Here is a 12,293-nt window from a genome sequence, read left to right on the forward strand (position 1 = left end):
GGCACGCAGCCTAATCACAGGTCCCCGAACCGTTCTACGGCCATCTGCCGCATGTGGTACTCCTCGCGTCGACTTTGCGACTAAAGGTTGCGGGTGGCCGACATACGTCGTTCTGCAGATCCCCCGTCGGCCCAGGGATGTCAATCTCCGGAGGTCACCAGGCATCAGCAGGCAGAAGGGTTGGTGCGCGACCATGACCACCACCACCAGGATCATCGTCGGCGACGCGCGGCGCGGCGTGACATCGCGCTGGCCGGTAGCGGAGGAGAGACGCACGGTCACCGTGCTCTTCGCCGACATCGTCGGCTCCACGGCGTTGGTCGACCGACTCGACCCGGAGGACGTCCGCGCGTTGCAGCGGGTCTACTTCGACACCGTCGCGGGCGTCCTGCACCGCTGGCAGGGAGTGGTCGAGAAGTACGTCGGCGACGCGGTCATGGCGTTGTTCGGTGCCCGGCACTCCGACGGCTTCGAGGCGTACCGGGCGGTGCGCGCCGGACTGGAGATCCAGGCCGCGCTGGACCGCCGGCCGATGGTGGGGAACATCCGACTCCGGGTTCGCGTCGGTGTCGCCACCGGCGAGGTGGTGGTCGACCTGGGCGGCGCGGTCAACGGCGGGCACGGCGTGGCCAGCGGCGCGGTGATCACCACCGCGGCCCGCCTCCAGGAGTACGCGCCGCCGGGCGCCGTCGCGCTGTGCGCGGCCACCGCACGAGCCACCGCCGGGCTGATCGCCCAGCGTCAGTTGGCGCCGGTGCCGGTCGCCGGCCGGGTGCCGCCGGTGCCGGTCTGGCACGCCGTCGGTCCGGTGCGTCCCGGCGCGGACCGACACGACGGCCCGTTGATCGGCCGCCGCCGCGAGTTGGCCACCATCCGCGACCAGTTGACACTGGCGGTCCGGGAGCGGAGCCCACGCTGGGTCTCGCTGGTCGGGCCCACCGGCAGTGGCCGCAGTCGGCTGCTGCACGAGTTGACCCGTGGGCTGACCACTGTCGACGGGGCGCCGGTGCGGTGGTGTGTGGCGACCTGCCAGCCGTACCCCGATCAGGTCCTGGCACCGGTCGCGGAGTTGCTTCGCGGTCTCGCCGGCGTGCGTCGCGGCGACGGCCCGGCGGCGGTCCACGACCGGCTCGTCGCCACCCTGACCGCGCTCTTCCCCCCGGCTCGCGTCGCCGCGGCGGTCCCGGCTCTGCACCGGATGCTGACCGCCCCGGACGACTCGTCGGCGGCGTTGGCCGGCGCGGCGGCCTGCCAGGACGTCCTGCTGCGCCTGGCCGACCGGGGGCCGCTGATCGTCGCCGTGGACGACGTGGACCGCGCGGCGCCCGCGGTGAGCAGATTCCTGCACGGGCTGTTCAGCGCGGCGACGGCACGTGGGCTGCCACTGGCCGTGGTCACCCTGCACCAACCACAGTGGGCCGACACCCGGCCCGGCCCGGCCCGCCGGGTGACGATCCGGCCGCTGGCCACCGTGCAGTCCGGGCGGCTGCTGCGCCTTCTGCTGACCCGGGCCGGCCAGCCGGTGGCCCTGGTGGACCGCTTGCTGCCGCTGGTCGGCGGCCGGCCGGGGCACGCGGCGGCGTACGTCGAGTCGATCATGGAGGGGGCCGACCCGGTGGCGCTCCCGCTGCCCGAGGCGATACGCCGCGCCGTCGGCGCCGAGTTGGACCACCTCGACGGTGAGCGGCGGGCGGTCCTGATGGCCGCCGGCGTCCTCGGCGGCGTGATCTCCGGTGCGGCGGTCGACCGGGCGCTCGGCTGGGCGCCCGGCCGGTCCGCACCGGCACTGCGCCGGCTGGCCGCCGCCGGGCTGCTGGTTCCCCACCACGCCGACGGGTACGCGTTCGCCGCGCCCGCGCTGCGCCAGGTCGCCGCCGAGCGGCTGCCCCGCGCGCTGCGGGCCGTCTTCGCCCGCCGGGCCGCCGGCGCGCCCCGCCCCGTGCACCGGGACGCCAACCTGCCCGAGCGCCGCGCCGCCATCGACCGCGCTGGAGCCGTTCGCGCTGGAGCGGTCAACGGCTCGACGGCGAGGAGCGCCGAGATCGTGCGCCTCGACACCGTTGGCGCCCGGGTCGGCCGCCTCGACGCCGTCTTCGCGGCACTGCCCCCGGCGGAGCCGAGTGCTGCCACCGGCCCGACAGCGCCCCGGCGACGCAACCCCACCCCGACGATGGCCACCCGTCCGGCCGTGTCGGGCCCTGGGACCAACCGGTTGACCGACGCTCGTCGGCTGCGGGCCGTCGCCTTGGCCGACGACGTCGCGCCGACGGAGACCACGGCGACGCCCCGGTCCGCGATCGGTGCCGGCGATCACCCGCCCCGGGACAACACCCGCCTCCCGACATCGCTGCGGCCGGTGCCGGCCAGGTCAGCGGCGAACCGGACGCTCGCCGGGACCTCGCCCAGCACGGTACGCGCGGTGCCCCGCCCGCCGTTGATCCGCCAACCGAACGGCCTGCCCGCCTCCGCTTGACGCTTCGTCAGCGGCTGCGGGCCGCCTGCTGACGTGCTGGTGGGCATCCGGTGGGAGGTGGCATCGGGGCAGGTCAGGTGCTGCCCGCAATCCCGGCACCACATCAGCGACCGTTTGAACGTGAGCATCCCAGCCAGCCATCCGACGAAGGCGATGGCGAGCAGACCTGGCAGCGCCACATGGGCAAACACTGATTATCCTCTCGCTGGTCGTCGTGCAGCAGGCCGCAGCCCTGCCCGCTGCACGAAGATCTCCCGTTTCTCGATGGCCTCGCCGGTGGGCTTGAGCGAGTAGCCGTGCAACCAGATCCAGCCGTCGTATCTCGGCCGAGGAGCAAGCCGGATCACCCGGAAGATCAGCTCGTTGTCGACGCCGAGGCGTTGGCCCAGACGGACATCCCCCGGTCACGAGACGTGCGTATCCTGTACCACGGCATCCATCGCTTCCACTTCGTCCTGGCCGAGCAGGCCCTACGGACGATGGTGGGTGACACCAACGTGATGATCGGGCAGCTTGATCGGCTGCTGACAGTGCTGTCCCTACCTCGGGTGCGCCTCGGCATCCTGCCCGCCACGCACCAGTACCGGGTGCCCAGCAACCAGTTCATCATGTTCGACGACCGCCTCGTGCACGTCGAGGCCGTCACCGCCGAGCTGGCCGTCACTCAGCCCAGGGAAATCGACCTCTACGCCAAGGCGTTTCAGGGCCTGGCGGCCGAGGCCGTGTACGGCGACACTGCGGGGGAGCTGATCCAGCAGGCGTTGCGGGCTTTCAGCAGCGGCAATCGACGACAAGGCGCTGCGGACAACCCTCGCTGACCACGGAAGGTTCTCGCGCCACGCCTGCGTACCCGCCGAAGGGGTACCAAGCCACCTACGGCACGAACGCCGAGGCCAGCAGCGCCGCGGTCGGCAGTGCGAGCAGGCCGTCGCTGTCCCGGTAGGCGGCGGTCAGCTCGTCGTAGCCGGTACGAATCCGGGTGAGCACGTCCGGCGGCTGGGCGGCCAGCACCAGGCCCGCCTTGCTGATGCCGTTGGCCGGGCCGCTCCACCAGGCCTCGGGGTCGGTGCGATGCACCCAGGTGATCGTGTCGCAGCGCACGTCGGTGAGGCCGGCGGCGTCGAGCAAACCCGCGAAACCCTCGGGGGTACGCGGAAAGTCCCGCTCCGCGTCCACTGTCGGCACCGCTGCGCGACGGTCGACCCCGGCGGCGTCGAAGACCGCGCCCCACAGCCGCTGCGCCTCGGGCGGCGGGTCGGGCCAGATCGTCACCGCGATGCGGCAGGCCGGCCGGACGACCCGGCGCAGCTCAGTGATCGCGGCCAGCGGATCGCCGACGTGGTTGATCACGAAGTTCGCCACGGCCGCGTCGAACGACCGCGAGGCGAACGGAAGGTGCGGCAGTGCCGCGAGGCGGACCTCTTCGGCGGCTGGCACCCGGCTGCGCGCCAACTCGACCATGCTGGCCTCGGCGTCGACGGCGACGACTGTCGCGCCACGAGCGTTCGCCAACCCGGCCACGGTCCCGGAGCCGGTGCCCGCGTCCAGCACCCGCATGCCCGCGGCGACGTGGGCGGCGTCCAGCAACGCTGGCGCGGGATGGGCACAGAGGGCGGCGAAGCTGCTGTCGAACGCCATCGCGCGACCGGCCCAGCGCGACCGCTCGTGCTCGTCGAAAGCCGTCCTCGGCACTGCCCGCCCCCGCTCCGGGATGTCGGTGGTGGCGCCACGATATCGAATGACATGTGTCGTCAGCCTCTTGGCACCGGGTCGAGCGTCAGGTGGGGGGGGTCGGCCGAGCGCACCGCCCGCGCGCGCCCCTGGATCGGCCGGCGCGGGCGGTGTTGGGTGGACCTAGGCGGCGGCGCCCCCGTCGAACACCAGGTCGGTGCCGACGGCGAAGCCGGCGTCGGGTGAGGCCAGGTACAGCACCGCCGCGGCGATCTCGTCGAGGGTGCCGACGCGGCCGATCGGCAGTTGTGCGGCCATCCGTTCGGCGCGGTCGGCGGGGTTCTCCCCGGGCCGGAGGGACATCGCGGTGTCCATGGGGCCGGGGCTGACGCTGTTGATCCGAATCCCCTCTCGGATGTGGTCCAGGGCGGCGTTGCGGGTCAGTGCGCTCACCGCGGCCTTCGTCGCCACGTACGCGCCGAGCCCTTCGAGCCGCGCGTGAGCACCGAGGTTCGAGGCGATGTTGACGATGACGCCGCCACCGTGGGCCCGCATGTGGGCGATTTCGTGCTTCATGGACAGCAGGGTGCCGGTGACGTTCACCGCGACGAGGTGGTGCCACTGCTCCTCGTCGACATCGCCGAGCGGGCCGACCGCGGCCAGGATGCCGGCGCTGTTGACCGCGATGTCGAGCCCGCCGTACCGGCTGGTGGTCTCGTCCACCATCCGGGCCAGGTCGGCCGAGTGGGTGACGTCGGCGGTGACGGCCGAAGCCCGGCCGCCCTCGTCCTCGATGAGCGTGACGGTGGCGTCGAGCGAGCCGGGGGTGCGACCCGCCACGACGACGGCGGCCCCCTCGCGAGCGAACGCCCGTGCGACGGCTTGGCCGATTCCGGAGCCGCCGCCGGTGACGAGGGCTACCTTGCTGGTGAATCGTGCGGTCACGGTGGTGACTCCTTCTGGGTGTCGGACTGGTTGTGGTGGTGGGTTCGCTTCCGGGCAGCGTCGTCGGCCGAGGTTGCCGTGCCCCGTCAGCCGGACCGGCGGGGGTGGGTGCGCCCGGTCAGTGCGGTGACAGCGGCCAGCGCGGCGAACGCGCACCCGGCGGCGGCGAACGCCCAGGCGTACCCACCGGTGGTGGCGTCGGGTAGGCCGGCACCGCCGGTCTCGAGGTGCGTGGAGCGCGCCGTGGCGAGCGCGGTCAGCAGGGCGAGGCCTGCCGTTGGTCCCACTTCCATCGCCGTGTTCAGCACGCCTCCGGCGAGCCCCGCTTGCCGTGGTCGCACGTCGGACAGCGCGAGCACGGACCCGGCGGAGAAGGACAACGCGACACCGGCCGGCAGGAGCGCGAGGCCAGGCAGCAGACCGAGGCCGTACCCGGTGTGCGGGTGCACACCGGCCAGCAGGAGCAGGCCACCGGCCGCCAGCGCGAGCCCCGCGGAGGTGACGCGTTGGGCTCCCCAGCGGGCGATGAGCCGTCCGGACAGCCGCCCGGCGACGACGAGGACCACCGCGTACGGGAGGAACGCCAGGGAGGTCCGCAGCGGCGTCCAGTTTCGGACCTGTTGGAGGTACAGGACCAGGAGGAGGAAGACAAGTGCGGTTCCGGCCGCGGACAGGGCGATCACGAGCAGCGCGGTCGCCCGCCGGAGGTCAGCCAGGAAGGACATCGGCAGGAGCGGATCGGCGCTGGACAGTTCGACAGCGACGAAGCCGCCGAGCAGTGCCAGGCCCGAGGCCAGCGGGACCAGCACCATCGCCGAGGTCCACCCGTGGTCGCCGGTCACCACCAGGCCAAAGCTGAGCAGCGTGATTCCCGTGGTGGCGAGCAACGCTCCCGGCAGGTCGAGCGTGGCCCGCCCGTACGTGGTGTCCGCGGGCAGCGTCCGCGGCGTCACCACCGCCGCCACCGTGGCGACCGCCAGCGGAACCGCCACCATCCACCGCCACGACAACCAGGTGGCGACGATCCCGGAGAGGAGGCTTCCCAACGTCGCGCCGAGTACCGACAACCCGCCCCAGGTCGCCATCGCTCGGCCAGAGCTGACGGGATCCGGAAACACCCGTCGCAACACCGCCACGGCTGCCGGCGCGACAAGGGCCGCGCCCACCCCCTGGGCGAAGCGTGCGGCGGTGAGGGCCGCGCTTCCGGGAGCGAGTGTCGCCGCCATCGAGGCGGCGGCGAAGACAACGAGACCGGCGGTGAACATCCGGCGTCCGCCGTACCGGTCGGTGAGCCGACCGCCGAAGAGCAACAGGCCGCTGAAGGACAACCCGTAGGCGGCGCTGAGGAGGACCAGGCTGGACTGGTCAAGCCGCCACTCTCGGCCGATCACCGGCAGCGGTACGGAGATGACGGTAACTGTGAAGATCAACGTCGTCTGTACGGTGCCGAGCAGCGCGAAGGCAGGGCCGACCGCCGGTTTTCCCGGCCCGCCGTCCGGACCGTCGGAACCGGGTCGCGGCCACCGGCCACGACTGCGCGCCACCGCACCGAGCCCGCCCGGCGGTACGTCCGGGACCGCTGTCGCCATCGTCACCCACCCTCCAGAGTTCGGGAATGTTCGTTCTAGATTCGGCGCAGGGGCGACGTCACACGGTCGAGAAAGGAACGCCGACACCGGGCCACCGGGCTCAGATCCGCGCCGGGGGCGAGCCGTCGTGCGATCAGCGGCGCGCTTCGGCGGCCCGCCGTCAGTCGAGCAGGGACAGCGCCTGGGCGGCGGCGTCCCGCAGTCGCCGCGGCTCGGCCGACACCTTGCCGACCACCCGTATGCCCTGCATCAGCACGAGCAGAAGCCGGGCCAGCGCCCGGGGGTCCCTGCCCGGGGCGAGTTCGCCCTGGGACTGCGCCCGGATCAACGCAGAGGTCATCGCGGTTTCCAGGTAGTCCCAGCTCGCCGCCACGCGGCGTGCCGCTTGTCGATCATGTGGCGCGACCTCCACGGCCGTGTTGACGATGAAGCAGCCACGCCGCCCGCCGTCGCCGCCGGCCTCGCACGCGTATCGCTCGACGAGGGCGCGGACGGCCGGCAGCGCCGGACCCGGCTGCGACAGATCACGCAGCAGGATGGGGTCGACCAGGTCGCCGTACCGGTCGAGCGCCTTGAGATAGAGATCGTGCTTGTTGCCGAACGTCGCGTAGATGCTCGCTCGCGCGACACCCAGACGCTCGACCAGGTCGGCCATCGAGGTCGCCTCGTACCCCCGCTCCCAGAACAGGTCGAGGGCCGCCCGCAGTGCCGCATCCGGATCGAACTCCTTGGTCCGTGCCACGGCTCGACCCTAACCGTATCCAGATCGATTGGTCAAGAATGGTCGAGCCGCACCGCCCGGGACACCGCCGGCCCCCGGTGACCGGGCCAGCCGTTGCGCGGTAGATCGGAACGGCCACCGGGCGCGTGGCTAGGATTGGCCCGGTCATGCTGCTACGGGTGCTCGGGCCCCTTGAGGTCCAGGTCGACACAGGCGGACCTGTCGACCTCGGCGGCCCCCGCCAACGCGCCGTGCTCGCGCTGCTGCTGGCGGCCCGGGGCGAGGTCGTCTCCGTCGGTCAGCTGATCGAGGACCTCTGGCGGGGTGACCCGCCGCCGCGGGCGATCGCCTCCCTCCAGGCGTACGTCTCGCACCTGCGCCGCCTGTTGGAGCCGTCGCGCGAGCGCCGCGCGCCGGCCCGGGTCCTGGTCACCGCGCCGCCCGGCTACGCGATCCGGGTGCCCGCCGACGCTGTCGACGCCTGTCGGTTCGAGCGGCTGCTCGGGCAGGCGCGGGCGGTCAGCTCCACCGACCCGGACCGGGCACGTCGACTCCTGCGTACGGGGCTCGACCTGTGGCGCGGCCGGGCGTACGCCGAATTCGCCGGGGAGCCGTGGGCGCAGGCCGAGGTCCTGCGGCTGGAGGAGTTGCGTCTCGGCGCCCGGGAGCTGCTGCTCGATCTGACGGTGCGCTTCGGCGACGCGGCCGAGGCGGTGTCGGAGGCGGAGGTGCTGACCCGGCAGGCGCCGCTGCGGGAGGAGTGCTGGCGGCTGCTGGCGTTGGCGTTGTGGCGTGCCGGGCGGCAGGGCGACGCGCTCGCCGCGCTGCGCCGGGCGCGAGCGACCTTCGCGGACCAGCTCGGCCTCGACCCGGGGCCGGCGTTGGTCGAGCTGGAGTCCGCGATCCTGGGCCAGCGCCTCGACCTGCTGCCCCCGGTGGTCGCGACGACGGTACGCGTCGACGCCGAGCGACAGGTGTCGGAGGACGTGTTCGTCGGACGGGAGGCCGAGCTGGCGGCTCTGCGGCAGGCAGCGGCCGAGGCGGTGGCCCACGGGCCACGCGTCGCGCTGCTCAGCGGGGAGGCCGGGGCCGGCAAGACGAGTCTGCTCACCCGCTTGCGCGAAGGGCTCGCCGCCCACGGCTGGCTGGTCACCGTCGGCCGCTGCCCCGAGGTCGAGGGCGCCCCGCCGGCCTGGGCCTGGGTCGAGGCGTTGCGGCAGCTCGCCGGGCAGGCGCCGCCGGGTGACCTCGCACCGGCCCTCGCCCCGCTGCTCGGCGACGGCGACGGCGACTCCGGGGGCGACGTCACCGCCGGCCGGTTCCGGCTGCACCGCGCCGTCGGCGCCTGGTTGGACGCCGCCGCGGCCCACCGACCGGTCGCCGTCGTCCTCGACGACCTGCACGCCGCCGACGCCGAGACGCTGCTCCTGCTGAACAGCGTCGTCGAGATGACCACCGGGGCCGTCCTGTTCGTCGCGGCGTTGCGCCCGGCCGAGCACCGCGAGCGTCTCGCCGACACGATGGCCGTCCTGGCCCGCCGATCACCCCTGCGGATCCAGTTGGCCGGTCTGACGCCGCCCGAGGTGCAACAGCTGCTCGGCGCGCTGACGCGGACCACCGTCGACCCGGACACTGTCGCCGCGCTGGCCGAGCGGACCGGCGGCAACCCGTTCTACGTGCGGGAGTCGGCCCGGCTGCTGGCCACCGAGGGCACGCTCGTCGCCACCAGCGACGTGCCGGAGGGCGTACGCGACGTGCTGCGCCGACGCCTCTCCCGCCTGCCGTCGGCGGCCGTCTCGGCGCTGCGTCTCACCGCGGCCGCCGGGCGGGAGGCCGAGGTGCGCACACTCGTCGACGCCGCCGGCACCGACGAGACCTCCGCCCTCGAAGCGCTGGAGGTCGGGCTGGCCGCCGGGCTGCTCACCGAGCCGGCGCCGGGGCGGGTGCGCTTCGTGCACGCGCTGGTCCGCGACACCATCTACACCGACCTGCCGCAGCTGCGCCGCACCCGCCTGCACGCCCGGATCGCGGCGGCCACCCGCCGGCTGACACCCGACGACTATCCGGCCCTGGCCCACCACTACGCCCGTGCGGCGTCGGCCGACACCGCGCCGCTCGCCGTCGAGTACGCCATCCGCGCCGCCGAACTGGCCGAGCGGCGGTACGCGTACGACGCGGCGATCGAGGTGCTCACCAACGCCGTGGACGCCGCCGGGTCGGTCAGCGGGGATCGCGACGCGCTGCGGGTCGACCTGCTCGGCCGGCTGTTGCGCGCCCAGGCTCGGGCCGGCGCGGTGGCCGCCGCCCGGCGGACCCGCGCCCGAGCCGTCGACGTCGCCACCGCGTCCGACCGGGACGAGCTGCTGGTCGCGGCCTTCACCGCGTGGACCGTCCCCACCCCGTGGCTGACCCACGAGTACGGCGTGGTCGACCACCGCGTCGTCGAGTTGCTCATCCGACTGCTGCGTGCCGACGACCTGGACCCGGTCGCCCGCTGCCGACTGCTGGAGGCGCTGGCCACGGAGCTGGACGGCGAGGCCGATCCCCGGGGCGTGGCGGCGGGCCGGGAGGCGCTGGCCCTCGGCCGGCGGTTGGGCGAACCCGAGTTGCGGGCCCTGGGGCTGGCCGCGCGGATGCGCACCATGAGCTACGAGCGGGAGGCCCCGGCCCGTCGGGAGTTGGCCCTGGAACTGCGCGACCTCGCCGCCGAGCACGCTCTGGTGACCTACCGCTCGGTGGCCGAGCAGGTGCTCGGTCACAGCGCCGCCGCCCTCAACGAACCGGACGAGCTGCGCCGCAGCGTCGCCCGGCACGGGTTGCTGGCCGAGACGTACCAGCTCAACGAGGCGCAGACGATCCACAGGTGCGCGCTGGCCGCCCTCGCGCACGTCACCGGCGACTTCGTCGCGGCGCGACGGCACTACGACGAGGTCGCCGAGCAGATGCGGCGGCAGGGCTCGCTGCACGCCGAGGCCTTCCACTTCTTCTCGGTGGGGACCCTGCTGATCAGCCAGGGGCGCTTCGGCGAGCATCTGGAGGCGACCCGGCGGATACGCGTGTCACTGGGTCCGATCGTGGACGACCTGCTGGCGCTGGCACTGATCGAGAGCGGGCGGGTGGACGAGGCGCGGGCCCTGCCCATCGCACGGCACACCTACCGCCCGGACTACTTCCAGTCGGCGCTGCTCAGCGTGCGCGCGATGGTCATCGTGGCGCTGGGCCGCCGGGACCTGGCGCAGCCCGTGATCGACGCCCTGCTCCCGGTACGCGACCAACTGGCCGGTTTCTCCACCACGGCTGCCGTGGTGCGGCCGGTCGCGCTGACGCTGGGCGAGCTGTCGCGGTTGCTGGGCCGCACCGACGAGGCCGCCCGGCACTTCACGCTGGCGGCCGAGGTGGCCCGCCGGTGGGAGTCGCCGCACTGGCTGGCCGAGGCGACGGCCGCGCTGGCCACCTGATCCCCCGGTTGGTGGATTCCAAGCCGGTTCCAAGTGCCACCGCGCATGATCAACATATCTGTGTCAGTTGATCCCTCGGAAAGGGCACCGTGAACAAGAACCACCCCGAAGCCATGGCCGACGTCCGCGACATGTACATGGCACACGCCGTGTTCCGTCGCGAGTTCAGCCTCCTCCCGCAGCTCGTCCGCGACGTCAGGCCGGGCGACGTCAGCCGCGCGGAGGTCGTCGGCGCCCACGCCGAGATGCTCTGCCACACCCTGCACCTGCACCACGAGGGTGAGGACCTGCTGCTGTGGCCCCGGCTTGTGGAACGCGGCGGCGCGGCGGCGGCCGCCATCGTCCCCACCATGGAGGCGCAGCACCACGCCATCGAGGACGGCCACGCGGCGGTGGTCGCGCTGCTGCCGCGGTGGCGTCGTACCGGGCAGGGCGGGGAGCAGCTCGCGGAGGCACTGGAGCAGCTGCGGGTCGCGCTGATCGAGCACATGGCCATGGAGGAGGCCGAGATCCTGCCGTTGGCCGAACGGCACGTCACCGCCGCGGAGTGGATGCAACTCGGCGAGCACGGGATGGGTCAGACCCCGAAGAAGCAGCTGCCGCTGGCCTTCGGCCTGGCCATGTACGAGGGCGACCCCGAGGTGATCAAGGCGGTGTTGGCGCACGCGCCGCTGCCGGCCCGGCTCCTCATGCCGATCATCGCCCCCCGGCTCTTCGCCGCGCACGCCAAGCGGGTGCACGGCACCGCGACTCCCCCACGCATCGGTGCCGGCACGCGCTGAGTCGGAACGGCCGCCCCCGGGAGTCGCCGCTGCTCGGCGGGCCAGCACGCGCGGCCAGGCCGCCGGCGGCGAGTCGCCGCCGCTCAGCGGTGCGCCAGGAAGGCCAGCACGCGCGGCCAGGTCGCCGCGGTGGCGTCCGGGGAGTGCTCGGCGAGGTCCGGGTCGGTGAACAGGTGGCCCACGCCGGGATAGCGGAAGACCGTCAGGTCGGCACCGGCGTCGGTGAGCGCCTGCTGCCACTCGTCGACCTCGTCCGGCGCGTCGAACGGGTCGGGGTCGGCGAGGTGCAGCTGCACCGGCAACCCGGGCCGGACCGCGTCGGGTGCGCCGCCGGTGCCATGCAACAGGAGCAGGCCAGCGCAGTGGGGGCGCTCGGCCAACAGCGCCCCGGCCACACCGGCGCCCATCGAGAAGCCGGCGAGCACCGTCTCCGGTGGCAGGTCACGCAGCGCGGCCCGGGCCCGGTCCAGCACCACCTCGTGGCCGATCTTGTCGAGCAGCGCGAAGCCGTCCTCGACGGAGTCGGTGGCCGGCACGCCGTACAGGTCGGGGGTGGCGACCTGGTGCCCGGCGGCGCGCAACCGGTCGGCGGCGGCGCGTACGGCGGGCCGCGGCCCGTGCACGGAGTGGAACAGCACGACGTGTCGCATCACG

9 protein-coding genes are annotated in these 12,293 nt (G+C 73.7%); 4 read left to right on the forward strand and 5 right to left on the reverse strand.

The genetic code is table 11. The annotated features are described in order from the left end of the window. The first annotated feature begins 193 nt into the window (after positions 1-193). Both AB0A95_RS10160 and AB0A95_RS10165 read left to right on the forward strand, forming a co-directional pair. On the forward strand, positions 194-2,473 hold the full coding sequence (locus AB0A95_RS10160; RefSeq protein ID WP_357555322.1) for an adenylate/guanylate cyclase domain-containing protein: 2,280 nt from the start codon (positions 194-196) through the stop codon (positions 2,471-2,473). A gap of 296 nt (positions 2,474-2,769) precedes the next feature. Further along, positions 2,770-3,291, forward strand: coding sequence for a Scr1 family TA system antitoxin-like transcriptional regulator (locus tag AB0A95_RS10165; protein ID WP_357555323.1), 522 nt, complete (start codon positions 2,770-2,772; stop codon positions 3,289-3,291). A 55-nt stretch (positions 3,292-3,346) separates the two neighbouring features. Here the strand turns inward: AB0A95_RS10165 and AB0A95_RS10170 are convergent, their stop codons facing one another. The 4 genes from AB0A95_RS10170 to AB0A95_RS10185 all read right to left on the reverse strand — a co-directional run bounded on the left by AB0A95_RS10170 (position 3,347) and on the right by AB0A95_RS10185 (position 7,420). Beyond that, positions 3,347-4,165 carry a class I SAM-dependent methyltransferase gene (locus tag AB0A95_RS10170; protein ID WP_357555326.1) on the reverse strand — a complete coding sequence of 273 codons (819 nt, stop codon included), beginning with the start codon at positions 4,163-4,165 and terminating at the stop codon, positions 3,347-3,349. Positions 4,166-4,327: 162 nt separating this feature from the next. Then, the gene (locus AB0A95_RS10175) at positions 4,328-5,089 is read right to left on the reverse strand and encodes a glucose 1-dehydrogenase (protein WP_357555328.1); all 762 of its coding nucleotides are present in this window, start codon (positions 5,087-5,089) and stop codon (positions 4,328-4,330) included. A gap of 86 nt (positions 5,090-5,175) precedes the next feature. Continuing rightward, positions 5,176-6,678 (reverse strand): MFS transporter, encoded by a 1,503-nt coding sequence (locus AB0A95_RS10180; protein WP_357555329.1) that lies wholly within the window; start codon positions 6,676-6,678, stop codon positions 5,176-5,178. A gap of 160 nt (positions 6,679-6,838) precedes the next feature. Continuing rightward, on the reverse strand, positions 6,839-7,420 hold the full coding sequence (locus AB0A95_RS10185; protein WP_357555331.1) for a helix-turn-helix domain-containing protein: 582 nt from the start codon (positions 7,418-7,420) through the stop codon (positions 6,839-6,841). 146 nt (positions 7,421-7,566) lie between these two features. On the opposite strand from AB0A95_RS10185, the gene AB0A95_RS10190 reads away from it, so the two are divergent. Both AB0A95_RS10190 and AB0A95_RS10195 read left to right on the forward strand, forming a co-directional pair. Then, entirely contained in the window at positions 7,567-10,857 is a 3,291-nt protein-coding gene (locus tag AB0A95_RS10190) for a BTAD domain-containing putative transcriptional regulator (protein WP_357555333.1), read from the forward strand. Positions 10,858-10,970: 113 nt separating this feature from the next. Then, positions 10,971-11,639 (forward strand): hemerythrin domain-containing protein, encoded by a 669-nt coding sequence (locus AB0A95_RS10195; protein WP_357555334.1) that lies wholly within the window; start codon positions 10,971-10,973, stop codon positions 11,637-11,639. A gap of 83 nt (positions 11,640-11,722) precedes the next feature. On the opposite strand, the gene AB0A95_RS10200 is transcribed toward AB0A95_RS10195, so the two are convergent. Then, the gene (locus tag AB0A95_RS10200; protein WP_357555336.1) at positions 11,723-12,289 is read right to left on the reverse strand and encodes a dienelactone hydrolase family protein; all 567 of its coding nucleotides are present in this window, start codon (positions 12,287-12,289) and stop codon (positions 11,723-11,725) included. Positions 12,290-12,293: the final 4 nt, after the last annotated feature.

It is taken from the genome of Micromonospora sp. NPDC049230 (genome assembly GCF_040647875.1).
Classification (GTDB): Bacteria; Actinomycetota; Actinomycetes; order Mycobacteriales; family Micromonosporaceae; genus Micromonospora.

Bases quoted from the DNA above. Each gene is read 5' to 3' on its own strand.
- AB0A95_RS10160 (WP_357555322.1), top strand. From the start codon at position 194: ATGACCACCACCACCAGGATCATCGTCGGCGACGCGCGGCGCGGCGTG.
- AB0A95_RS10180 (WP_357555329.1), bottom strand. From the start codon at position 6,678: ATGGCGACAGCGGTCCCGGACGTACCGCCGGGCGGGCTCGGTGCGGTG.
- AB0A95_RS10190 (WP_357555333.1), top strand. From the start codon at position 7,567: ATGCTGCTACGGGTGCTCGGGCCCCTTGAGGTCCAGGTCGACACAGGC.
- AB0A95_RS10195 (WP_357555334.1), top strand. From the start codon at position 10,971: ATGGCCGACGTCCGCGACATGTACATGGCACACGCCGTGTTCCGTCGC.
- AB0A95_RS10200 (WP_357555336.1), bottom strand. From the start codon at position 12,289: ATGCGACACGTCGTGCTGTTCCACTCCGTGCACGGGCCGCGGCCCGCC.